Genomic DNA, 22,478 nt, shown 5'->3' on the forward strand with positions numbered 1-22,478 from the left:
TTGTCTTAACTTTAAAGGTTATCCAGTCCACGCTCAGCCATAGCCACGGCTCTGAATACTGCTCTGCCTTTGTTTAGCGTTTCTTCCCATTCCATTTGTGGTACAGAATCGGCAACCACACCTGCACCGGCTTGAATATGCAGCTGACCCTCTTTAATAACCGCTGTGCGTATGGCAATGGAGGTATCCATATTGCCGTACCAGCTTAAATAACCTACCGCGCCGCCATACACGCCACGTTTAACTGGCTCTAATTCATCTAAAATTTCTAAGGCTCGAATTTTAGGTGCGCCCGATAAAGTACCCGCGGGGAAGGTGGCTCTTAATACATCCATAGCGGTTAATTCAGGACGCAGTTTACCTACCACGTTAGAAACTATGTGCATAACATGAGAGTAGCGCTCTATCGCCATACTGGCGGTAACTTCCACACTGCCTGTTTGAGCTATGCGGCCAACATCATTACGACCTAAATCAATTAGCATTAAATGCTCGGCTAACTCTTTGGGGTCGGCTAATAATTCTTTTTCTAAGGCTAGGTCTTCTTCTGGTGTTACACCCCGTTTGCGTGTACCAGCAATAGGACGCACAGTGACTTCACCGTCTTCTAAACGGGCTAGAATTTCTGGTGAAGAACCCACCACTTGAAAAGAATCTAGGTGCAAATGGAACATATAAGGCGAAGGGTTAAGCACGCGTAAAGCACGGTATAATTCTAACGATTGCGCTTTAAATGGCAGACTCATGCGTTGCGAAACCACACACTGCATAATATCGCCTGCGTGAATGTAGCTTTTTATTTTATCCACAGCGGCTTTAAAAGCCGATTCAGTAAAGCCAGATTCAAAGTCACTTTCTTTGACAGGCTCACGGCCTGTACCTGGGCTGGTGGTATTTAAAGTGGCGGTACGCAGCTTAACTTCTAATAGCTCTAGTTTTTGTTGGGCTTTTTCTAGTGCATCGGTATCAGCAGGGTTGGCGTGAGTTATTAACAATAATTTACCAGACAAGTTATCAAACACCACTACGTCTTCAGAAACCATTAGCAGAATATCGGGCACTTTTAAGGGGTCAGCCATACGTGCAGCAGCTTCAGGATTATTTAAGCTAGGTTCTATATAGCGAATAGTATCGTGTCCAAAATAGCCCACTAAACCACCGGTAAAACGCGGTTGGTCTGGTAAAGGGGCAACCTTATATTGCGCTTGAAAAGCTTCAACCGCTGCTAGTGGGTCGGTAACCGTTTCACTGCTAACCAGTTGATTGTTACGAAACAATTTAAAATCATAGCCTTGTACTTCAATGCGTTCGCTAGAAGGTAAGCCAATAATGGAATAGCGTCCCCACTTTTCACCACCCTGAACTGACTCAAGCAAATAACTGTAGGGTTGTTGTGCCAGTTTCATATAGGTAGAAAGCGGCGTATCTAAGTCAGCAAGTACTTCACGGCTAACCGGTATGCGGTTATAACCTTCAGCACTTAGGCTAGCAAATTGTTCAGGGGTCATGCTTAGATTCCTTTTAGTTGTTCTCTTAGCGCTTTAAGCACTGAATCATAACGGTTAGGGTCTTCTGCCTTAGCGGCACCAAAAATTGCCGAGCCAGCTACAAAAGCATCAGCACCGGCAGCAGCAATTTCTGCAATATTGCCCACGCCTACGCCACCATCAACTTCTAAACGTATAGGTAAGCCGCTAGCAATAATGCGTGCTCTGGCTTCGCGTAATTTTTGCAGGGTTTGTGGAATGAATTTTTGTCCACCAAAGCCTGGGTTTACACTCATTAGTAAGATTATGTCTAAACGCTCCATTACATAATCCATTAGGTTTAAAGGTGTTGCAGGGTTAAAAACCAAACCTGCTTTACAGCCACCGTCACGAATCATTTGTAAGCTGCGGTCGATATGTTCTGACGCTTCTGGATGAAAAGTAATACTGGTAGCACCCGCTTCAATAAAGTCAGCGATCATTTTATCAACCGGCTTAACCATAAGGTGCACATCAATGGGTGCGGTTACACCATGATCTCTGAGTGATTTACAGACCATAGAGCCAATGGTTAGATTAGGCACATAATGGTTATCCATTACATCAAAATGTACCCAGTCTGCACCGGAAGCGAGCACCTTATCAACCTCTTCACCCAAGCAAGCAAAGTTAGCAGAAAGTATAGAGGGAGCAATAATATAATCAGTTTTTGAAGCAGGCATGGTGTTTTTATCTCTAGCAAAAGAAGTCTTTAGTCATTTTAAGGTATTCAGCCCTGATGTGCAGCTTTGTTAAATCTTTACAAGGCTTGGTTGTCGCTTGCTGGGTGTTTATACTCAAGGAAGCCAAATTTAAGGAAGTGTCTAAGTGAAAAAATTATTAACCCCCTTTGTCTTTGCTTCGTTTATCAGCTTCATTTACACCAATGCAGCTTTTGCGGCTGATGCACCTTTTGGTTTTGATGATGAAGAAGAACAAGAGGTTATACAAGAGCGTAGTAACCCAGACCCCATGCGCGAGATGCTGACCGCTTTAGTGGCTGAAGTGCCCGCAGAAGAAGTTGTTAACCTGCCTTTAAAAGAAGATGAAACCTTCTTAGCACTAAAAAAACTATCGCTAAGTTTTAAACCTAAAGGACAGGTGCTAATGCTACCCGGTGATAGACAGCACCCTAACTGGCCACAAGGTATTGCACCTTTAAGGCAGGTTTTACCTGAATACGGCTGGACAACCTTAGCTGTGTCTTTGCCTATTTATAAAAGTGCTGGGGTTGCTAAAAGAACCCTTGGTCCAGGGCCTTTGTTGGGCTACTCCAGTAAGAGCAGTCAACCCCAAAAGAATGAAGAAAAAACTGATCCTGCCGCTGGCGCTGGTTTTTTAGGTGGGGCGGATGAAGAAGAGAAGGAAGAAGTGGCAGTAGAGGTGGTTGATCCAGTCGAAGCGCTTAATGAGCACCGCACTTTGGTAGAAGCACGCGTTCAAGCAGCTTTACAGCATTTAGGTAATCAGGGTAAGCAGGTGTTGGTCTTGCAGGGTGAAAGTGTTTACTGGCTACAGCCTTGGCTAGCAGCAGGTGGACTCGCAAAAAGCGCACCACTCATATTACTTTATGTTGAAGCACCCGCTGGCGCAGATTCAGCAAGTTTTGCTGAGCTAATTAAAACGCTGGGTGAACGTCCTATTTTAGATATTTATGCGGGTCAAAATGCTTTGCAGGCTAACTGGGCAGCCGAGCGTAAAATCGCTTATTTGCGAGCTGGTAATAACCAAGCAGTGCAAATGGCTGTTAAAGTACCGGTTAGTAGTGGTGATGGTACGGATAGCCGCTGGTTAACACAAAGAGTAGAAGGCTGGCTAAGAGGTCTTAGGTAGTTTTAAAGACCGCGAGCCTTTTTTAGTAGCCCATAAGCATGTTGAATCTCTTGGGCTCTTTCTTTGCCTTTCTCTAAAGCACGATCAGTAATACCTTGCGCCATGAGTTTGTCAGGGTGGTGCAAGCTCATTAACTTACGGTAGCTAAGTTTAATCTCCTCAGGTTTAGCATCACTATTAATACCTAAAGTTCGATAAGCCGCTAATAAAGCAGGTTCACTGGCTGATTTATTCTGTTGATAGGTTTGTTGTGTTTTATAGCCTTTTTGCTTGCGCACACGTTGGTGCAAACGGTCAGCTTCTAGCTGACTAACGTTTACTAAAGCTAAAAAAGAATAGATAACAGAGATTTGGTTTTCGCTAGCTGGACCACCGGCATAGGCCATATTAAAAAGCTGATCAATAAAATCTAAACGCCTTGTTTTTTTACTAGCATAACGTTTACGCAATAATTCCAGTTTAGGTTCTATTTGGTTGGTTGCTAGTTTGCCCTCATTAAAACGGGCTATGGCAACGGCTCTTTCTTGAGGTCTTAGCTTCATACGTTTGAAGACAGCTTCAGCAGCGGCTATTTCTTGTGGAGAAATACGCCCATTTTGTTTGGCTACATAGCCTAGGCAAAGAAATAAGGTGTCGCGGTAAATTAATTCACTGGACTTAGGTAAAGAAACACGAGGCAAGCGTTTAAAGAAGTTAATTAAAATAGTGAAAATTGAATGCCGATGAAAGTCAAAGCTGTGTCCTAGCATAATACCCAAGGCTGCACCCGCCCAACCCCCAAGCATAAAGCTCAACAATAAACCCACTGCCTTACCGGCAAAATGCGGTAATTTAAGCTTTTTTAGCTTCATACCTTACAATCCCTAGATAACGTCATCTTATTCATTAAGTGAGCATTTAATTCAGTTAAGCGCTCGGGTGTGCCCACATCAACCCAATGGCCTGTTACTAGGGCTGCTTTAGCCCTTTGTTTGTCTATCATTAAACGCAACAAAGGCGATAAAATAAAGGCATCACCAGCCTGGTAAGCCACTTGATAAGCCGCAGCTAGCCATTGTTCATCTAACATAGCTGGATTAATACGGCTAATGCCAGCAAAGGTTTTGCTTTGCATTCCAGCACCTGGCTGATTAGCTAGTAAGCCTGAGTTTTTTTCAAAGAAAAAATCCCCTTGTGGATGATGGGCTGGATTATCAACCAGCAGCATAAATAATAGTTCATCTTCTGTGGCAGCTGGTAGCTGGGGTAACTCACTCAACCAAACATCACCGTTAATTAGCAAAAAAGGTTCTTCTCCTAAAAGAGCTTTAGCCTGTAATAAACCGCCCCCTGTTTCTAGGGGGGTGGTTTCAACGGAATAGCTAACCTCTAAACCCCAAGCAGCACCCTCTTGAATAGCATCAATAATTTGTTGGCCTAAATAGCTAACATTAATAATAACCTGCTTAATACCCTGGGCTGCTAAGTTTTCTAAATGCCAAAAAATTAGCGGCTTGCCTGCTACTTTTAGTAGTGGTTTAGGGGTATGCAAGGTGAGTGGCTGCATTCGCTTGCCTTCACCTGCTGCAAAAATCATTGCCTTTTTAACCATTATTACGCTGCTGTAAAAAATTATTGAAGTTTGTAATAACTACTTGAGTTAACCAAGCTTGTAGGTCGGCAAGTTCTGGATAGTTTTGAGTCGCCCTTACTAGGTGTTTCAAGGTGAGGGGAATATCAAGCAGGTAATTTGGTTTATCATCGCGCAAGGCTAGGCGTGAAAAAATACCAGCAACTTTTAAGTGGCGCTGCATTCCCATCCAATCAAACCAACGTGTAAATGTTTGCAGGCTAACAGGTGACGCTTGTTGACAATACACTTGATGAAAATAAGCCAGCCAAGCTTGCTGGGTTGCTTCAGGCCAATCAAGATAGCAGTCACGAATAAGCGAAACAGCATCGTAGGTGCAGGGGCCATAAACAGCATCCTGAAAATCAATAATGCCGAGTTGATTTGTTTCTAAAACCATTAGGTTACGAGAATGGTAGTCACGATGCACAGTAACCTGAGGTTGCTCTAAAGCAGAAGTTATCAAGGCTTGTTTAAATACCTCCCAATTTTTAGGTAGGCTGGCTTTGGGTAAACCAAGTAACTTTTCAAAAAACCAATCATCAAACAAATTCAGTTCACGGTTTAAAAGTTCATGGGTATAGTCAGGCAGTGGGTGTTCTTTAGCCGCTGCTTTAGTCAGTTTTTGAATGCCAGAAAGTTGGTTTAACGCTTGTTGATAGAGTTGATTCACTTCTACAGACGGTATATTTGTTACCTTTTGCATAAACTGCAAATCGCCAAAATCTTCAAGCAAAGCAACACCCAGTTGCAAGTCATGGGCAAGAACTTGAGGAACCTCTACACCCTGCTGGCGCCAAGCCTTAGCTAAACTAATAAAACTGTGCGAACTCTCCTTGTCGGGCGGTGCATCCATCAGAATTAAGCTGTTACCTGTGGTATTTTGTTCAGCAGTAATGCGGTAGTAGCTACGAAAGCTTGCATCGCCAGCTACCTTGCTTAACTTGGTGTCTGGATGAGTGAGCCAAGGTGCTAGCCAGGCTTTAATGCTGAGTGAACGATCCATTTGTATAGGTGTCTGCTTAAGGCTCATGATAGTTTTAGTCGTGGCAGTGGTAAGTAGATTAGCTATAATACGCAATTTTTCAGACTTTAGCAGGCTAGTAGGTCTCGCTTGGCTAGTCATTTTGTTTGGGAGTAGTGCTTGAAGTTCAAGTTTTTTAATAACGGCTTAGCCCCCAGTGTACTAATACTGAGTGCCCTGATGTTGGCAGCTTTTGCTGTGCATTCAGCGCCGCCTAAAGAACTTGCACCTGAGTTTTTAGATTGGCAAGTTTATTCCATACAACCAGTAGATGAAGTCTGCCGAGGTTATTATTTATCGCCCGAGCTAGATTTACCTGAAGCCCACTTGCCAACCGAGCAGGCACGTTTATTTGCTGATGCTAAGCAGCTTAATTATTCCGCTGAAGGTGGCTTGTTAATGCAGGGCAATGTGCGTCTGCGTAAAGGCTCACTTTATTTAACATCAGATCAAGCCAGCCTAAATGCAACCCGTGATCTTGCAGAATTAAAAGGCAATATAGGTATACGCCAAGAGGGTTTGTTGTTGCGTGGTGCAGAGGGTGAGTACCAGCTAGCTACCGAACAGCTGCAAATGAGTGAAGCGCATTATGTAGTACACCAGCAGCGTTTAAGAGGCAGCGCTTGGAAGCTAGAGCAGCGTGCCGATGGAGTTGTAACCCTAAGTGATAGCTCTATGACTAGCTGCTCTCCGGGTGATAATGCTTGGCGCTTAGTTGCTGGTCGCTTAAACCTTAACCGAGATACAGGTTTTGGTGATGCCTTTAATGTGCGTATGGAAGTATTAAAGGTTCCCGTTTTTTATTGGCCCTGGTTAAGATTTCCGATTGATGATCGCCGCCACACGGGTTTATTGTCACCGACTATTTCTTGGTCTAAAAATAGTGGCTTAGATTACCAACAGCCCTTTTATTGGAATCTAGCACCTAATGTAGATGCAACTTTTTACCCACGGCAAATAGATATGCGCGGCTTTATGTTGGGTACTGAAGTGCGCTATCTAACTCAAAGAAATTCTGGCGAAGTTTATTATGCGCGTCTAAATAATGATGAACAGTTTGCTGACTACGACCGCTGGAATTTTGCAGCTAAACATAAGGGTAGTTTAAATGCCGACTTTAGTTACCAGCTAGACTTTGCACAAGTAGGTGATGACAGCTACTTAGAGGACTTAAACAGTAATAGTTTTGTAACGGCAGAAACTGAACTTTTACAGCAGTTAAGCTTTAGCTACAAAAATAGAGGCTGGCAAACCAAGTTGAATTTCCAAGGTTACCAAAAGTTAAAGCCAACAAACAAAGACTCACCAATAGAAGCACCCTACAAACTGTTTGATTTAACCCAAGGCCGTATAGCTAATCGCACTGAGTATTATCGTTTACCTCAGTTAGAAATACGTAAAACTGCTCGTTGGGGCAATAATTATCAAGGTGCTTTGCTGATTGATTTTACCCAGTTTAAAGGCTTGTTTGATAAAGAGCTAGAAAATGACTCAGGTATTAAATATACCAATTATGAGTCATCAAGTATAAGTCTAAAACCTGGTAGTAATGATAAGTACTATTTTGCTAGTGCTGGTCAATATGGCGTACCTGATGCTTTACGCTTGCATCTGCAGCCTAGCTTAAATGCCGAATGGCGTTGGCCTTGGGCTTATATTCGACCTGAAGCTAAGCTGAAATTTACTCAATACGATCTAAAACCCTATTGGTCAGCTACGCTGGCAGAAGAAAAACACAATAATATTGATCTCAAGCCCTCAGCTTTAGTGCCGGTGTTTAGCCTAGACAGTGGTTTGTATTTAGAAAGAGATGCTCAACTATTAAACAAAAAACTGCTACAAACACTAGAGCCTAGGCTTTACTTTGCTTATGTGCCTTTTGTTGAGCAGTATCAAATACCCAACTTTTTTGATGGTGCTTTTGTAGAAGACAGTTATGGGCAGTTATTTAGAGCTGAACGCACGACCGGCTTAGATAGAGTGGGTGATGTAAAAAAAGTAACTTTTGGTTTAACTCAGCGTTTAATTAGTCAAAATACCGGTTACGAGCTGGCCAGTATAGGTGTAGCTAAGGCAGCTTATTTAGAAGATAGACGGATTGATAATAGTTATTGGCATCCTGATAGAGTAGATAATAAGGGAAAAAAAATCCGTAATGACTTTTTACCTGTCGAAGAAAGAGCCTATAAAAATGTTCGCAAAACTTCTAACCTAGGTTTGCAGGGCAGCTTAACTTTAACTAAAGATTTAAAGCTAAACTCTAACCTTATGTGGGATGACCACTTCCATAAAACTGAAAGCTCTAACACCTATTTAACTTATACTGGTATAACCAATAGCCAATTTAATGTGGGGCATAGTTATACTTCTAATTATCAGAACCTAAGCTTAAAAGGGCCTAAGCCAGATAAAAACCTAGTAAAAAATAATTGGTCTTACCTAGAACATGCTGAAGAGCAAGTTTATGCCTCAATGATTTATTCACTTAATCAGCATTGGCGCATTTTCGCCAAGCAAGGCCATGATTTAAAACGTTCTGAAAAACTCGATAGTATAACCGGCGTAGAATACAACTCTTGTTGTTGGCAAATACAGTTGGTGTATCGTGATTGGGTTGATAACCCTGACAGCTCACCCCTATTTAACAAAGCTTTAGATGCAGAAGAACAATTTGAAGCAAGAAAACGAGATTATGGAATTTTCCTTAATGTGGTATTTAAAGGCTTAGGTGGTGTGGGTCAGCCCATCCCAGAGCTTTTAGGAACAGAAGTCCAAGGTTATACCGATCGCCCTTAATGGAGAGATTTTAGTGTTAAAGAAAACCTACGCAGTTAGCCTAATAGCAGGTTTGTTATTTAGCTTAACTTTACAGGCAGAACCACGCTTAATTGATAAAATTGTTGCTGTTGTTGGTGAAGAAGCCTTAATGGAAAGTGAATTACAGCAACGTATTCAACAAGCAAATGAGCAGATAGCAGAGAGGGGTATTCGCCCACCACCAGCAGACATCTTGCGCCAACAGGTGCTCGATCGCCTTATTATTGACACTATTCAGCTACAGTTGGCAAGGCGGGGTGGTTTACGAATAGACGATCAAACCCTGAATGAAACCCTAGCAAAAATTGCTCAGCAAAATAATATGACTTTGCGACAATTCAGCCAAGCCATTGAGGCTGATGGTTTAACCTTTAATGAATTTCGTGAACAAATACGCCATGAAATGCTTATTTCACAAGTGCGTCAGCGACGTGTGGGCGAACGTATTCAAGTCAGTGAGCAAGAGGTAGACAACTACCTTACTTCGCCTGAAGCTTTGCAGCAGGATGGGCGAGAGTTTCGAGTTGGACACATTTTAATTTCTGTACCAGACAATCCCAGCCCAGAACAAATAAAATTAGCCCAAGAGCGTGCAGAAGCACTGAAAGCTAAACTAGATGCAGGTGCAGACTTTCAAGAACAAGCCATTGCTAGTTCATCAGCCGATGAAGCCTTTAGTGGTGGTGATTTAGGCTGGCGCTCAGCCCTTGCCTTGCCTTCCATTTTTACAGATAAAGTACCTAAATTACCTCTAGGTGGCGTTGCTGGACCTATTCGTAGTCCGAGTGGCTTTCATATTATCAAGCTACTAGAAACGCGGGGTGGTAAGCAGCTATTTGTTGATCAGACCCAAGCACGCCACCTACTACTAATGCCTAATGCAGTCAGAGATGAAGCTGCAACACTAGCTGAAATTCGTAAATTAAAGCAACGCGTTGAGCAGGGTGAAAGCCTAGCCGATTTAGCTAGAGAATTATCCGATGACCGAGGCAGTAAACAGTCGGGTGGTAGTCTTGGTTGGGTCAGCCCAGGACAAATGGTGCCAGAATTTGAAGCAGCTATGAATGAATTAACGGTTGGTCAAGTATCTCAACCAGTTAAAAGCCCTTTTGGTTGGCACTTAATTGAAGTAGAAGAACGCCGTAAGTCAGATATGACCGATTTAATGCGCCGTCAACAAGTACGCAGTATTTTAGCGGAAAGGCGTTTTGAAGAAGAAGTACAAAACTGGTTGCGCGAAATTCGTGACTCAACCTGGGTAGAAATAAGGAGCTAGCATGGCTAATTCATCCATCTTACTTATTACACCCGGCGAACCTGCTGGAATAGGCCCAGACTTAATTGCCCTACAAGCCGCAGAAAACTGGTCTAGCGACTGGGTCGTAGTGGCTGATCCTTCACTATTATTACAACGTGCTAAACAGCTAAATAAAAACTTAAAGCTAAAAGAAGTGACTGCTGACACCTTGAATGCGTCTAGCAAAAAAGATGAAGTGAAAGTTCTACCGGTTACCTTAGCGGCACCGGTAACAGCAGGGCAGCTAGACCCAGCCAATGCCAGCTATGTACTAGCAACTCTAAAGCTTGCAACCGACCTGTGTTTAGCCAAAAAAGCCAAAGCCATGGTTACCTGCCCTGTGCACAAAGGTGTTATTAATCAAGCAGGTATTCCCTTTACGGGGCACACAGAATTTTTACAAGACCGCTGTGCTAGCGAGCAGGTGGTTATGCTGCTTGCTACGGAGGAACTAAGGGTTGCCTTGGTTACTACACATTTACCGCTTCGCCAAGTCGCCGATGCCATTACATCCGAGCGGATAACCCAAATTACCCGAATTTTGCATCATGACTTACAAACCCGTTTTGGCTTAGCGCAACCACGCATTTTAGTCTGTGGGTTGAACCCACATGCAGGAGAAGGTGGGCATTTAGGCAAAGAAGAAATTGAAATTATTGAACCTACCCTAGAAAAACTGCGTGCAGAAGGCATTCATTTAATCGGCCCCTTGCCAGCCGATACCCTGTTTACTGAAAAAGTACTGGCACAAGGCGATGCGGTACTTGCCATGTACCATGACCAAGGCTTACCAGTGCTTAAACACCAGGGGTTTGGGCGAGCCGCCAATATTACCCTGGGTTTACCCATCATTCGCACCTCAGTAGACCATGGCACGGCTTTAGACCTAGCTGGCAAAGGCACAGCAGACACGGGTAGTTTAAAAACCGCTTTAAACTATGCGGCCAATTTTGCAGTATAAATATTAGAGAGTTAATTAATGGCTTCACTGAACGGGCATAAAGCACGTAAGCGTTTTGGACAAAATTTTTTACAAGATACCGGCATGATACGCAAAATAGTGCGTGCCATTGCACCAGCGGGTAAAGACCATCTGGTAGAAATTGGTCCAGGTATGGGTGCTATAACTGAACTGCTATTAGAAGAAAATGGTCAGTTAGATGTTATAGAGCTTGATAGAGATTTAGTTCCCGGTTTAAGGGTTAAATTCTTTAACTACCCTGAATTTACCCTTCACGAAGCCGATGCTTTAAAATTTGATTTTGCTCAGCTACGCCAAGCCGATGAAAAACTACGCATAGTAGGTAACCTGCCGTACAACATTTCTACCCCCTTAATTTTTCACCTGCTATCTTTTCAGGGTTTAATTCAAGACATGCACTTTATGCTGCAAAAAGAAGTGGTTGAACGCCTAGCAGCCAAACCAGGCACAGGTGAGTGGGGTAGGTTAAGTGTGATGGCTCAATATTATTGCGATATAGAAAACCTATTTTTAGTGCCGCCAGAATGCTTTAAACCTCAGCCTAAGGTTGAATCAGCCATTGTTAGAATGACACCCAAGCAGCAACCGACCCACCAGGCTTTAGATGAAAAAATTCTAGGCGAAACCCTGCGTTTAGCTTTTGCCCAGCGCCGTAAAACGCTACGCAATAACATGAAGGGTTATGTAACAGCCGAACAGCTAGAAGCCCTAGATTTAGACCCGCAGCGTCGCCCAGAAACCTTAAATTTAGAAGAGTTTGTTAAGCTGGCAAACTTTAGGGCAGCATAAATGGCTGTTTACGCAATTGGCGATATCCAAGGCTGTTATAAAAGCTTTAAAAAGTTATTGGAAGAAATTAACTTTAAAGCGAAGCGAGACACCCTTTGGCTTGCTGGTGATCTTGTTAATCGTGGCACGGGTTCGCTAGATGTTTTGCGTTTTGTGGCTGATTTAGGTGAAAGCAGTAAACAGGTACTAGGTAACCATGATTTTCACCTACTTGCTGCAGCAGAAGGTCAGCGTAAACTACGTAACTCCGATACGCTAGAGCAGGTTATTCAAGCGCCTGATGCTAAAGAACTCCTTAATTGGTTAAGTCAGCAGCCCCTTTTGCATTATGATAAAAAACTGGGCTATGTGATGACCCATGCTGGTATTCCGCCTATCTGGAAATTAAAAAAAGCCCAAGAACTAGCAGCAGAAATTGAAAAACTTTTGCGCTCAAATAAACGTGCCGATTTTCTAAAAAACGTATTTGGCAATGAGCCACTTTGTTGGTCAGATAATTTGCAAGGTGAAGAACGCCACCGCGCTATTGTTAATTATTTTACTCGTATGCGCTTTTGCAATTCTAAGGGAGAGTTAAACTTTACTAGTAAAAGTGGGGTTTCCAGCACACCCAAAGACTATGCTCCTTGGTTTTGCTACCCAAGCAAGGTAACCAAAGAAGCAGCCATTCTTTTTGGTCATTGGGCAGCCTTAGAAGGCCATACGGGTGTAAAGTCGATTCATGCCTTAGACACAGGCTGTGTTTGGGGTAATCACCTGACAGCCATGTGCTTAGACGACCGCAAAAAGTTTAAAGTAGCGGCAGTTAAGCAAGATCTTATATAATAAGTTCCCTAAGCGTAATCTTGTAATTTTTAATTAGGTAAAACCCAATGACAAGTAGCAGAATGAATGCTCAGCAGGCTTGTGAACTGCTAAAAGAAGGTAAGCTCAAAGTGGTTGATATACGTGACCCGCAAAGCTATGGCACTGGCCGAATTAAAACAGCGGAGCGTTTAGACAATAGCAATTTACAAGACTTTATTAATAACAACCCTAAAGACCAGCCAGTACTGGTTTGCTGTTACCACGGTATGGCAAGCCAAAGCGCTACAGATTTTTTAAAAGAACAGGGCTTTACAGAAGTATATAGTCTGGATGGCGGTTATGAGTTTTGGAAGGTTTGCCACCCAGAACATTGTGAATAACAACGAACACCTGCTTACCAAGCAATAACTAGATCACCCTGCTGAATATTAACCATTTGTGGCAGGGTTACTAGTTTGCCATTAGCAAAGTTAGGCTGAACCCTTTCCAAACTTAGCGTTAAATCAACAGGAACTAGCTCAGTAAACGCACGTTGGGTGTTGTCATAAAAGGTGTTTAAACGGTAGACATTTAAAGTATCACCTGGACGCAAACCAGCATCAGAGCCAGCATCTATATATAAACGCTTGTTGTCTGTACGGGTTATACGCGCCATAAAAGGCTGGCAGCCAACCTGCACATTTAAGTCGCTAACCATCTGCTCAATTAGCAAATCAACTTTTTCGCCATAGTCTGTTTGCCAAAAACGTGGGTTAGCAAAACCTATTTTTTCAGTACGATTTTCAGTCCAGTTACCTTGAGTTGAGTAGCTACGGCTAGTAACCAGTTCACCACTAAAACCATCGTGAATAAACAAATCAACTTTAAGCACACGCGCAAAACGCTCACCCTTAAAACGGGTGCGTTCATACAAGCTTTCAAAAACGCCCCTTTCACCCGCTAGTTCAGGGTTAATTAAATCTAAACTACGAATAACGCCCGTTAAAACATACTGGCTGCCAATACGCGTGGCGGTATCAACAGCAGTCGTTAGCGAACCACGGTCATTAACCGAAGTGGGAATGCTGCTAACCTGGTTATACATTTGGAAACTGGTCGCATCTAAGGCACGTAGTTTATCTTGGCCTTGCATACGCTGTAGAATTTCTTTAGGTAGGGCTTCACTAACATTGTGTAAAGCACCCATGTTAGCAGACTGGGGCCTTTCTAAATAAAAGTTACTAATAGCTAGGCTGCGCTTATAACCATTGGCATAGTTACCGCCTTCGCAGCTACCACTGTTTTCTACTAGTGCCTTTACCGTAACAAACATCATGCCGTTTTTAACAACTTCCTTTAGTACTTCCATTTGGCTAATACTGCTTTGAGTATCAATAGAGAGTTGGTCTGTGTGCAACTCGCCCTGACTCATTGCTTGGTAACCATTAACCTGCAACGCCCCTTGGAAGCTTGCTTGCCTGAGCGCATCACGAATTGCTGCACGCCGCGCATGAAGTAAATCTTGGTGCCCTATAACAGAAGAACCTGTTGCTTCTACCCACTGAGCTTGTACGGGTAATGCAAGAATTAAAAATAGGCTAAAGATGAAAGCTTTATACATGAAATTAAGTCCATTAAAGCAAAAACGGGAAGTATCAGATTGATACTTCCCGAGCTAGTTGTCTAGTTAGATTAACAACGCTGGTTTAGTTAGCATTAATCTAAATGGTATCTAGCTCTTGGTTGATGCTGAGAAACAGGTAGACGCTGACTAGGGTGCTCACCATGAATGGTGTATTGAGCACAGCTAGGGTGAGCAGTCATAGTACGGCTACTCATCATACAGTTTTGAAAACGTGGTTCTAACACTAACTCCATTAAAGTTTCGTAAGAACCATTACCTAAATCTCGAGTAGAAACCACCTTGGCTCCACGCACTAGGTTATCAACATAGCTACGGATATTATCATCACGCGTTGCTAGGTTTTGAACCGTGGTGTTACCTTGAATGCGTGTACCATACACTCGTTCAGCTAGATTACGATAAGCATCCATTTTAGAAGCTCTCATCGCTAACAATTTGCGCTGATTGGTATTGGTTTGTGCATCGGTCTTGCCATGCGTACCGTAGCCGTTAACACGAATAACTACTGGGTCAAAGTTACCATAGGCTACCACTTCAGTTTGCTGTGAAGCACCACAAGTATTTACTTCTGATTTGCAGCTGGTCTCTTTAGGAGTACAGCTAGAGTTTCTTGGGGCACAATCATTTGCTTTTGATGCGCAGCCAGCTGTTAGTGTAAGACCTAAAATAGTTAGGCCTGCAAAAAGGGTTTTCTTTAGCATGTTGACTCCCAAATCCTTATTATTGGTTCCACGTTTCTAAACTTAAGCTTTTTTAACATTAAATTACTATCGGCAAAAGCAATAATTTATTTAATTTTTTAAGGTGATTTATGCAAGTATACCTAGTTGGCGGTGCTGTGCGCGATGAATTATTGTATCTACCTGTAAAAGATCGTGACTGGGTTGTAGTTGGTGCCACGCCAGAGCAAATGGAAAACAAAGGTTTTCGCCCAGTTGGAAAAGATTTTCCAGTATTTTTACACCCCCAAACCCACGAAGAATACGCCCTAGCCAGAACTGAACGCAAGGCAGGAAAAGGGTATAAAGGGTTTACCGTTATAGCCAGCCCAGAAGTAACCCTAGAAGAAGATTTGTTGCGCCGAGATTTAACTATCAATGCTATGGCTAAAGATGCCGCAGGTAACATTTATGACCCCTACAAAGGGCAGCAAGATATAGAGAAGAAGCAACTTAGAGCGGTTTCTGCTGCTTTTAGTGAAGACCCGCTTAGGGTATTGCGTACCGCCCGTTTTGCAGCCCGTTTTGCGCATTTAGGCTTTAGCGTAGAAGCTAATACTCTAATCAAAATGCAGCAGCTTACCGCCAGTGGTGAGCTAGGTTATTTAACAGCCGAGCGAGTTTGGATAGAGGTTGAGAAAGCCCTAGCTACCCAAACCCCCTCAGTGTTTTTTAAGCTTTTAGCTAAAATAGGTGCGGTAGAAAAACTTTGGCCACCCCTAGCTAAACAACTAACCAATAACCCTGACTGTTTAATCTGGCTAGATAAAGCAGCGCAACAAGCAACCTTTAGCCTGCCGCAGCGTTTTGCTTTATTAGGCTGGGGTGCTGAACTTACGTTTGCAGAACAACTAACTACCTGCTTGCTGCTACCTAAGAACTATCAAAGGCATTTAAAAGCACTGCTGCTAATGCAAAAACAGCCTGGATTATTAAGTCTTCAGGCTGAAGAAGTAATGGCTATGTTTGACCAGCTAGATGCTTGGCGACAAGCCGAGTTATTTAATGAAGTCGTTGAGCTAATGCAATTAACCCAAGCAACACAGCAGGCAGAAAAATTAAAAAATAGCTTAGAAGTGGCTAGAAGCCTTAGCGCTAAAGATTTAGTAGCGCAGGGAATTAAGGGGCCAGAAGTAGGTATAGAGCTTGCCAAACTGCGCTTAGAAAAACTTAAGTCGCTTGCCTTGGATAAGTAGTTAATTACTGCAAGTGAAGCTCAACTGGCTTAAGTTGCTGTTCAGCATGTGCATGTTTTTGCCATAGTTCTAAATAGGTTAGTGAATAACCAGAGGGTTTTTGATTGGGTTCTAACTCAGCCATAGGCAGCAAAACAAAATCATGTTTTAGTAAGTCAGGGTAGGGAAGCTGCACCCCATCAATTAACCCGCTGGTATCGCCCCAACTAATAATATCTAAGTCTAGCGCACGCACATAAATGCTTTGATCTGCTGGCATAAGGTATTTTTCATTACCTTCAATGCGTTTTAAAAAAGCATTCAGTTCACTTGGCTTTAAATAAGTATAAAAACCAGCCACCAAATTATAAAAAGGCGCACAACTTTTAGCCTTAATGCCCACTGGCTGAGTTTCATAAGCTTGGCTGACCCTGAGTTCACCAAATTCAGCTTTTAGGGCTTGTAAGGCGCGGTTAATTTGATAATCACGCTCGTGGTTGCTGCCCAAACTAACCCAGCAGTAAACAGGCGTCATAAAGTAGGCTCTTGGCGTTGGCGAGTAATTTTAACCCCCACACTTGCAGCGGCTGGCACAGCGCTGGGTTTGCGTAGGGTTAGGCTAACCTGCTGAGTATTGAATTCTTGCAGCAGCTTGGCGGCTATTTTTTCAGCTAGGGTTTCTATTAAATCATGGTGCTGGGCTTTGGCTAGGTTAATCACTAACCTGCTAATGGCAGCATAGTTAAGCGTTAGGTTTAGGTCATCATTAGCAGCAGCAGGGCGAATATCCGTACTAAGTTCTATATCTAGCTCTAGTTTTTGCTCGAATTGTTTTTCCCACTCAAACACACCAATGCTGGCTAAAAAACTTAAGTTTTCAATAAAAATACTATCTTGCTGTGCCATTAAACTAGCCCCTGCAATTCAGTTAACGGCCAGCGAGGTCTTAAAGCCACAGGGGTTGCACCATCACTTTGCCCAGCCGCTAAACGCTGTGCACCCGCAAAAGCAATCATTGCGCCGTTATCTGTACAGTAGGCCAATGAAGGATAAAAAACTTGCCCACCCATGCCTTGTAAGTTTTTTTCTAGCTGTTCACGCAGGTGTTGGTTAGCACTTACACCGCCAGCAATCACTAAGCGTTTCATACCTGTTTGCTTTAAGGCGCGTTTGCACTTAATAACCAGTGTATCAACTACCGCATCTTGAAAAGCCCAAGCTATATCGGCCATAGCTTGATCGTCTAAAATGGCTTCTTTTTTTAAGCGGTTAACACAGGTGAGCGTGGCAGTTTTTAAACCACTAAAGCTGAAATCTAAGCCAGGGCGATCTGTCATAGGCCGAGGGAAGCGAAAACGGCCTTGAGTACCCTGTTCGGCCAATTTAGCCAAGCGTGGCCCGCCTGGATAACCCAAGCCCATCATTTTGGCTGTTTTATCAAAGGCTTCACCGGCGGCATCGTCTAAGGATTCGCCTAGTAATTCATATTCACCAATGGCATCCACACGAATTAATTGTGTGTGCCCACCTGAAACCAGTAGCGCAACAAAAGGAAATTCAGGCGGGGTTTGATCTAATAAAGGCGCTAATAAATGGCCTTCCATGTGATGCACACCCAAAGCAGGAATACCCAAAGCAAAAGCCAAGCTACGTGCCAAGCTAGCGCCGGTCATTAAAGCACCAATTAAGCCTGGGCCAGCAGTGTAGGCAATGCCCTCAAGGTCTTGTAAGGCTAAACCAGATTCAGCAAAAACTTGTTTAATTAAAGGGGTAAGCTTGCGTAGGTGATCACGAGAAGCTAATTCAGGTACTACGCCACCATAGCGTTCGTGTAGTTCAACCTGACTATACAAAGCATCGGCAAGTAAGCCGCGCTGAGTATCATAAAGCGCTACACCCGTTTCGTCGCAGGAGGTTTCAATGCCTAGCACCAACATAACCTAACCCTAGTTTGTAAATTTGGGCGGCTAGTATAAAGGAAGTGTATAAATATTTGCACCGTGCAGCACAAAGAGGTAGAATTTTTCGCTTGTAGTATTCCTAAAACCTATGTAGTTAACCTTCTTAAGGACGGTGATTTTAATGCCTGTAATTAAAGTCAAAGACAATGAGCCGTTTGACGTCGCACTGCGTCGTTTCAAGCGTTCTTGCGAAAAAGCTGGTGTTCTAGCTGATGTACGTCGTCGTGAATTTTACGAAAAGCCCACAGCTGAGCGCAAGCGCAAGAAAGCAGCAGCGGTCAAACGCCATCAGAAAAAACTTCAGCGTGAACAGCGTCGTTTTGAGCGGATGTATTAATACACCGTTAAAAATCGCTAAGTAATGACGGAGTTGTCTTGACCAAGGCATCCCCTAAACGAGTCTTAAATTATTTGATTTAAGGCTCGTTTTTAGTTTTAGTAGAAGTTGAAGCCAAGTTGTTAACTTGAGGTGCTAATGAGCGGTCGCATCCCCCAGGCATTTATAGATGACCTAATTGCCCGTAGCGATGTAGCGGATGTAGTGGGTGCGCGTATAACCCTTAAAAAAACCGGCAAAAACTACTCAGCACTTTGCCCTTTTCATAACGAAAAATCCCCCTCTTTTAGTATTAACCCAGACAAGCAGTTTTATTACTGTTTTGGTTGTGGTGCCAGTGGTAACGCACTTACTTTTTTAATGGAATACGACAACCTAGAATTTGTAGAGGCGGTTGAAGCTTTAGCTAGAAGCCAGGGCGTACAAGTGCCCCGTGAAGATTATCGTGGCAACAAAAAATCTAGCCAAGAGCACCAAGAACAGAAAAAACAAACGGACCTAAGCCTAAGTTGCATGGAGGCCGCGCAAAACTATTATCAACAAGTTATGCAGCAAGATGCAGGCAAGCTAGGGTTAGATTACTTTCGTAGCAAGCGCGGGCTAAGTAATGCGTTGTTAGAAAGCTATGCTTTAGGAGTAGCACCCGAAGGTTGGGAAGGTTTAAAAAAGCACCTAACCCAAGCAGGCTTTAGTGAAGCGTTACAAATTGAACTAGGTTTATTGGTAAAAAAAGAAGACACAGGTCGAGTTTATGACCGCTTTCGTAACCGTGTTGTTTTTCCTATTCGCAATAGTAAAGGCCATACGGTTGGCTTTGGTGGCCGCGTTTTAGATGATAGCAAGCCCAAATATTTAAATTCACCCGAAACGCCGCTTTTTCAAAAAAGCCAAGAACTGTATGGTTTGTATGAAGCTAGAAAACAACCCGGCAGATTAGACAGACTGTTAGTAGTAGAAGGCTATATGGACGTAGTTGCCCTCGCCCAACAAGGTATTCATTGGGCAGTTGCTACCCTAGGCACAGCAGCGAGTGAAGACCACTTAAAAAGAATTTTTCGCCTAGTTAATGAAGTGGTGTTTTGCTTTGATGGTGATGCAGCCGGTACGCAAGCAGCAGCACGCGCTATGCAAACCTTGTTGCCCCTTATAAATGATGGCCGCCACGCCCGTTTTTTATTTTTACCCGCAGGCGAAGACCCAGACACTCTAGTAAGAAAAGAAGGTGCAGGCTTATTTGAGCAGCGCGTAAATCAAGCCATGCCTCTAGCTGAATACCTAATTAGCTACCTACGCCAAGGCTTAGATTTAAACCTTTTAGATGATCAAACGCGCATGGCGCACGCTGCTAGGCCGCTTATTCAAAGCCTGGCAGATGGATTACTAAAACGTAGACTAATAACTCACCTAGAAGGTTTAACAGGTTTTAGTAGTGACGACTTGCAATCGCAGAACCAAGTGCCTAGGCAGCAGGTTTATCAGCCCTTAAAGCAAAGCACTAGCAAAGAAAACCCTAGCCGCACCTTGCCAGCAGAAGAAAAACTACTACGCTTACTGATACGTTATCCAGATTTAGTAAACCAAGTGCCAGCAAGCCTTGAAATAGAAGCCCAGCGCAATGAATCGGCACAAGTTTTACACAGCTTACTTGAATACCTGCGCAAGAGTCCGCATATAACAACACAAGTGCTCTTGGCTTATTGGTCAGGAACCAATGAAGGCGAAGCTTTTTTACAACGTGCCAGGCTAGCACTCGAATTAAACCGTGAAGCCGCAGCCGAAGAAATACTGGCGATTTCACACTATTTAATAAACCGTAAAACAGAAGAGCAGGTTGAAGCGCGTTATAGCGACTTACTGGGAAAGCCTGAAACAACCCAGTTACCAGCGGCAGAGATGCAAGAACTCTGGAAGCTAGTACAACAAAAGCATCTGAAATCAGAAGATAAATAGACGGTCGAACGCGAAACTGCTATAATTTCGCGCCTAACTTAAGGGCAGGCTGTAATTCAATGGTCTGCCTTTTTATATCCATATTTCTTGCACAGCTGAGATAGGGGTTCTATGTCCGGGAAAGCGCAGCAGCAATCTCGATTGAAAGAATTGATCGCCCGTGGTAAAGAGCAGGGTTACCTGACTTACACGGAAGTTAATGATCATTTGCCGGAAGAAATTTCTGATCCGGATCAAGTCGAAGATATAATTCGTATGATCAACGATATGGGTATTCCTGTTAGTGAGGAAGCCCCGGACATGGAAACTTTGCTCATGACCGACGGTGATTCAATCGACGAGTCAGCAGCAGAAGAAGCCGTGGCCGCCTTAGCCGCTGTAGAAGGTGATGCAGGTCGCACCACCGACCCAGTACGCATGTACATGCGTGAGATGGGCGCAGTAGAGCTACTAACCCGCGAAGGTGAGATAGTCATAGCCAAACGAATCGAAGAAGGTATTCGTGAAGTTATGCATGCTCTTGCTTACGTGCCAGGTACAGTTGAAAGCATTCTAGAAGCCTATGATGTGGTTGCCGCTGCCGAAAACGGCCGCCTAACCGATGTTTTTGCAGGCTTTATTGATCCAGTTGATGATATTCCACCACCAGGGCCAGCTCCCACCCCAGCTATAAAACCTAAAGCCGTTGTTAAAGATGATGACGACGAAGAGGAAGAAGTAGAAGAGGGCGAGGAAGAAGAGGAAGAAGCAACGGTTAGTGGTCCAGACCCTGAAGAATCACGTATTCGTTTTGGTGCACTGCGCGATCAACTCGTTAAAGCACGTAAAGCAATCGACAAACACGGCTTTTCTCATGCTAAAGCACAAGCAGAACTTAACCTGCTAGGTGAGCACTTTGCACCCTTCAAGCTAGCTAACAAACACTATGAGCGTGTGGTTAGTAATGCGCGTGGAGCCGTTGCCGACATACGTGACCAAGAACGCCAAATTATGCGTTTTTGCGTAGGCAAAGCAAAAATGCCCCGTGCAGATTTTATTGCCACTTTTCCAGGCAATGAAACCAACAGCCAGTGGGTAGATGATGTTATTGCTAAAGATGACGCTATAGGTAAAAAAGTGCGCTCTTACAGCTTAGATATTAAGCGCTGTCAGCGACGTATCAAAGCACACGAAGAAGCCTTTAACCTGAGCGTTGCAGAATTAAAAGAAATTAACCGCCGCTTATCTATTGGTGAAGCAAAAAGCCGCCGCGCCAAAAAAGAAATGGTTGAAGCCAACCTGCGCTTGGTTATTTCTATTGCTAAAAAGTACACCAACCGTGGCTTACAATTCTTAGACCTTATTCAAGAAGGCAACATTGGCCTAATGAAAGCGGTAGATAAGTTTGAATTCCGCCGTGGTTATAAGTTCTCTACCTATGCAACCTGGTGGATACGTCAGGCCATTACCCGCTCTATAGCAGATCAGGCGCGTACTATTCGTATTCCTGTACACATGATTGAAACCATTAACAAAATCAACCGTGTACAACGCCAAATGCTGCAAGAAATGGGTCGTGAGCCAACGCCAGAAGAGTTGGGTGAACGCCTTGAAATGCCAGAAGATAAGGTACGTAAAGTACTAAAAATCGCCAAAGAGCCCATTTCGATGGAAACGCCCATAGGTGATGATGAAGATTCACATCTAGGTGACTTTATCGAGGATACTAACCAAGAATCCCCGATAGATTCAGCAACGGAAGAAGGTTTGATAGAAGCCACTCGCTCGGTTCTTTCAGGCTTAACCGCACGTGAATCTAAAGTACTGCGTATGCGTTTTGGTATTGATATGAACGCCGACCACACGCTAGAAGAAGTGGGTAAGCAGTTTGATGTAACCCGTGAGCGTATTCGTCAGATAGAAGCCAAGGCACTGCGTAAGCTGCGTCATCCTTCACGTTGTGACTCACTACGTTCATTCCTAGACGAGTAGAAAAAGCGAATAGTAAAATAATCATCAGAAGGTCTTGATTCATCAGGGCTTTCTGGT

General features: G+C 43.5%; 21 protein-coding genes. 11 read left to right on the plus strand and 10 right to left on the minus strand.

What is annotated here, in order from left to right; translation table 11 throughout:
* Positions 1 to 11: 11 nt before the first annotated feature.
* Both trpE and rpe read right to left on the minus strand, forming a co-directional pair.
* Positions 12 to 1,508: an anthranilate synthase component I gene (gene trpE, locus H571_RS0110860; protein WP_027849330.1), complete on the minus strand. Its 1,497-nt coding sequence runs from the start codon at positions 1,506 to 1,508 to the stop codon at positions 12 to 14.
* Between the two features lie 2 nt (positions 1,509 to 1,510).
* The gene (gene rpe, locus H571_RS0110865) at positions 1,511 to 2,209 is read right to left on the minus strand and encodes a ribulose-phosphate 3-epimerase (RefSeq protein WP_027849331.1); all 699 of its coding nucleotides are present in this window, start codon (positions 2,207 to 2,209) and stop codon (positions 1,511 to 1,513) included.
* A 145-nt stretch (positions 2,210 to 2,354) separates the two neighbouring features.
* Here rpe and H571_RS0110870 point away from each other — a divergent pair, with 145 nt between their 5' ends.
* Positions 2,355 to 3,359: a DUF3530 family protein gene (locus H571_RS0110870; protein WP_027849332.1), complete on the plus strand. Its 1,005-nt coding sequence runs from the start codon at positions 2,355 to 2,357 to the stop codon at positions 3,357 to 3,359.
* A gap of 2 nt (positions 3,360 to 3,361) precedes the next feature.
* Here H571_RS0110870 and djlA read toward each other — a convergent pair whose 3' ends face one another.
* Genes djlA through H571_RS0110885 form a run of 3 tightly spaced genes read right to left on the minus strand, consistent with a single transcriptional unit; the run spans position 3,362 to position 6,001 of the window.
* Positions 3,362 to 4,210, minus strand: coding sequence for a co-chaperone DjlA (gene djlA / locus H571_RS0110875; protein WP_027849333.1), 849 nt, complete (start codon positions 4,208 to 4,210; stop codon positions 3,362 to 3,364).
* Positions 4,207 to 4,950, minus strand: a complete 744-nt coding sequence (locus H571_RS0110880) for a nucleotidyltransferase family protein (RefSeq protein WP_036218142.1) — start codon at positions 4,948 to 4,950, stop codon at positions 4,207 to 4,209. The genes djlA and H571_RS0110880 overlap by 4 nt, the downstream gene beginning before the upstream one ends.
* The gene (locus H571_RS0110885; protein ID WP_169445775.1) at positions 4,943 to 6,001 is read right to left on the minus strand and encodes an aminoglycoside phosphotransferase family protein; all 1,059 of its coding nucleotides are present in this window, start codon (positions 5,999 to 6,001) and stop codon (positions 4,943 to 4,945) included. The genes H571_RS0110880 and H571_RS0110885 overlap by 8 nt, the downstream gene beginning before the upstream one ends.
* Positions 6,002 to 6,112: 111 nt before the next feature.
* Here H571_RS0110885 and H571_RS0110890 point away from each other — a divergent pair, with 111 nt between their 5' ends.
* The 6 genes from H571_RS0110890 to glpE are packed head-to-tail and all read left to right on the plus strand — an operon-like array spanning position 6,113 to position 13,064.
* Positions 6,113 to 8,788: an LPS-assembly protein LptD gene (locus H571_RS0110890; protein ID WP_027849336.1), complete on the plus strand. Its 2,676-nt coding sequence runs from the start codon at positions 6,113 to 6,115 to the stop codon at positions 8,786 to 8,788.
* Positions 8,789 to 8,801: 13 nt separating this feature from the next.
* Positions 8,802 to 10,085, plus strand: coding sequence for a peptidylprolyl isomerase (locus tag H571_RS0110895; RefSeq protein WP_036218144.1), 1,284 nt, complete (start codon positions 8,802 to 8,804; stop codon positions 10,083 to 10,085).
* 1 nt (position 10,086) lies between these two features.
* A complete protein-coding gene (gene pdxA, locus H571_RS0110900; protein WP_027849338.1) occupies positions 10,087 to 11,067 on the plus strand; it encodes a 4-hydroxythreonine-4-phosphate dehydrogenase PdxA in 981 nt (326 codons plus the stop codon).
* An 18-nt stretch (positions 11,068 to 11,085) separates the two neighbouring features.
* Positions 11,086 to 11,877, plus strand: a complete 792-nt coding sequence (gene rsmA, locus H571_RS0110905; RefSeq protein ID WP_027849339.1) for a 16S rRNA (adenine(1518)-N(6)/adenine(1519)-N(6))-dimethyltransferase RsmA — start codon at positions 11,086 to 11,088, stop codon at positions 11,875 to 11,877.
* Positions 11,878 to 12,702 (plus strand): symmetrical bis(5'-nucleosyl)-tetraphosphatase, encoded by an 825-nt coding sequence (locus tag H571_RS0110910; RefSeq protein WP_027849340.1) that lies wholly within the window; start codon positions 11,878 to 11,880, stop codon positions 12,700 to 12,702.
* Positions 12,703 to 12,749: 47 nt separating this feature from the next.
* Positions 12,750 to 13,064: a thiosulfate sulfurtransferase GlpE gene (gene glpE, locus H571_RS0110915; RefSeq protein WP_027849341.1), complete on the plus strand. Its 315-nt coding sequence runs from the start codon at positions 12,750 to 12,752 to the stop codon at positions 13,062 to 13,064.
* 14 nt (positions 13,065 to 13,078) lie between these two features.
* Here glpE and H571_RS0110920 read toward each other — a convergent pair whose 3' ends face one another.
* Together H571_RS0110920 and H571_RS15580 are read right to left on the minus strand one after the other, a co-directional pair.
* Entirely contained in the window at positions 13,079 to 14,284 is a 1,206-nt protein-coding gene (locus tag H571_RS0110920; RefSeq protein ID WP_027849342.1) for a flagella assembly protein FlgT, read from the minus strand.
* A 95-nt stretch (positions 14,285 to 14,379) separates the two neighbouring features.
* Positions 14,380 to 15,009: an LPP20 family lipoprotein gene (locus tag H571_RS15580; RefSeq protein WP_051168295.1), complete on the minus strand. Its 630-nt coding sequence runs from the start codon at positions 15,007 to 15,009 to the stop codon at positions 14,380 to 14,382.
* A 110-nt stretch (positions 15,010 to 15,119) separates the two neighbouring features.
* Between H571_RS15580 and H571_RS16230 the strand changes: the two genes are divergently transcribed.
* A complete protein-coding gene (locus tag H571_RS16230; RefSeq protein WP_027849343.1) occupies positions 15,120 to 16,223 on the plus strand; it encodes a tRNA nucleotidyltransferase/poly(A) polymerase-related protein in 1,104 nt (367 codons plus the stop codon).
* A gap of 4 nt (positions 16,224 to 16,227) precedes the next feature.
* On the opposite strand, the gene folK is transcribed toward H571_RS16230, so the two are convergent.
* From folK to tsaD, 3 genes are read right to left on the minus strand one after another with little or no spacing between them, the layout of a single operon-like run.
* Entirely contained in the window at positions 16,228 to 16,737 is a 510-nt protein-coding gene (gene folK, locus H571_RS0110935; protein WP_027849344.1) for a 2-amino-4-hydroxy-6-hydroxymethyldihydropteridine diphosphokinase, read from the minus strand.
* Entirely contained in the window at positions 16,734 to 17,108 is a 375-nt protein-coding gene (folB, locus tag H571_RS0110940; RefSeq protein WP_036218147.1) for a dihydroneopterin aldolase, read from the minus strand. Before folB ends, folK begins: the two co-directional genes overlap by 4 nt.
* On the minus strand, positions 17,108 to 18,139 hold the full coding sequence (gene tsaD / locus H571_RS0110945; RefSeq protein WP_027849346.1) for a tRNA (adenosine(37)-N6)-threonylcarbamoyltransferase complex transferase subunit TsaD: 1,032 nt from the start codon (positions 18,137 to 18,139) through the stop codon (positions 17,108 to 17,110). The genes folB and tsaD overlap by 1 nt, the downstream gene beginning before the upstream one ends.
* 145 nt (positions 18,140 to 18,284) lie before the next feature.
* Between tsaD and rpsU the strand changes: the two genes are divergently transcribed.
* From rpsU to rpoD, 3 genes are all read left to right on the plus strand, one after another.
* Positions 18,285 to 18,500, plus strand: a complete 216-nt coding sequence (gene rpsU, locus H571_RS0110950; protein WP_027849347.1) for a 30S ribosomal protein S21 — start codon at positions 18,285 to 18,287, stop codon at positions 18,498 to 18,500.
* 138 nt (positions 18,501 to 18,638) lie between these two features.
* Entirely contained in the window at positions 18,639 to 20,450 is a 1,812-nt protein-coding gene (gene dnaG, locus H571_RS0110955; RefSeq protein WP_027849348.1) for a DNA primase, read from the plus strand.
* Between the two features lie 111 nt (positions 20,451 to 20,561).
* Positions 20,562 to 22,421 (plus strand): RNA polymerase sigma factor RpoD, encoded by a 1,860-nt coding sequence (gene rpoD, locus H571_RS0110960; protein ID WP_027849349.1) that lies wholly within the window; start codon positions 20,562 to 20,564, stop codon positions 22,419 to 22,421.
* Positions 22,422 to 22,478 lie beyond the last annotated feature (57 nt).

The organism is Marinospirillum minutulum DSM 6287, assembly GCF_000422325.1.
GTDB lineage: Bacteria > Pseudomonadota > Gammaproteobacteria > Pseudomonadales > Halomonadaceae > Marinospirillum > Marinospirillum minutulum.

Bases quoted from the DNA above. Each gene is read 5' to 3' on its own strand.
- trpE (WP_027849330.1), bottom strand. From the start codon at position 1,508: ATGACCCCTGAACAATTTGCTAGCCTAAGTGCTGAAGGTTATAACCGC.
- rpe (WP_027849331.1), bottom strand. From the start codon at position 2,209: ATGCCTGCTTCAAAAACTGATTATATTATTGCTCCCTCTATACTTTCT.
- djlA (WP_027849333.1), bottom strand. From the start codon at position 4,210: ATGAAGCTAAAAAAGCTTAAATTACCGCATTTTGCCGGTAAGGCAGTG.
- H571_RS0110880 (WP_036218142.1), bottom strand. From the start codon at position 4,950: ATGGTTAAAAAGGCAATGATTTTTGCAGCAGGTGAAGGCAAGCGAATG.
- H571_RS0110885 (WP_169445775.1), bottom strand. From the start codon at position 6,001: ATGAGCCTTAAGCAGACACCTATACAAATGGATCGTTCACTCAGCATT.
- pdxA (WP_027849338.1), top strand. From the start codon at position 10,087: ATGGCTAATTCATCCATCTTACTTATTACACCCGGCGAACCTGCTGGA.
- rsmA (WP_027849339.1), top strand. From the start codon at position 11,086: ATGGCTTCACTGAACGGGCATAAAGCACGTAAGCGTTTTGGACAAAAT.
- H571_RS0110910 (WP_027849340.1), top strand. From the start codon at position 11,878: ATGGCTGTTTACGCAATTGGCGATATCCAAGGCTGTTATAAAAGCTTT.
- glpE (WP_027849341.1), top strand. From the start codon at position 12,750: ATGACAAGTAGCAGAATGAATGCTCAGCAGGCTTGTGAACTGCTAAAA.
- H571_RS0110920 (WP_027849342.1), bottom strand. From the start codon at position 14,284: ATGTATAAAGCTTTCATCTTTAGCCTATTTTTAATTCTTGCATTACCC.
- H571_RS15580 (WP_051168295.1), bottom strand. From the start codon at position 15,009: ATGCTAAAGAAAACCCTTTTTGCAGGCCTAACTATTTTAGGTCTTACA.
- H571_RS16230 (WP_027849343.1), top strand. From the start codon at position 15,120: ATGCAAGTATACCTAGTTGGCGGTGCTGTGCGCGATGAATTATTGTAT.
- folK (WP_027849344.1), bottom strand. From the start codon at position 16,737: ATGACGCCTGTTTACTGCTGGGTTAGTTTGGGCAGCAACCACGAGCGT.
- folB (WP_036218147.1), bottom strand. From the start codon at position 17,108: ATGGCACAGCAAGATAGTATTTTTATTGAAAACTTAAGTTTTTTAGCC.
- tsaD (WP_027849346.1), bottom strand. From the start codon at position 18,139: ATGTTGGTGCTAGGCATTGAAACCTCCTGCGACGAAACGGGTGTAGCG.
- rpsU (WP_027849347.1), top strand. From the start codon at position 18,285: ATGCCTGTAATTAAAGTCAAAGACAATGAGCCGTTTGACGTCGCACTG.
- dnaG (WP_027849348.1), top strand. From the start codon at position 18,639: ATGAGCGGTCGCATCCCCCAGGCATTTATAGATGACCTAATTGCCCGT.
- rpoD (WP_027849349.1), top strand. From the start codon at position 20,562: ATGTCCGGGAAAGCGCAGCAGCAATCTCGATTGAAAGAATTGATCGCC.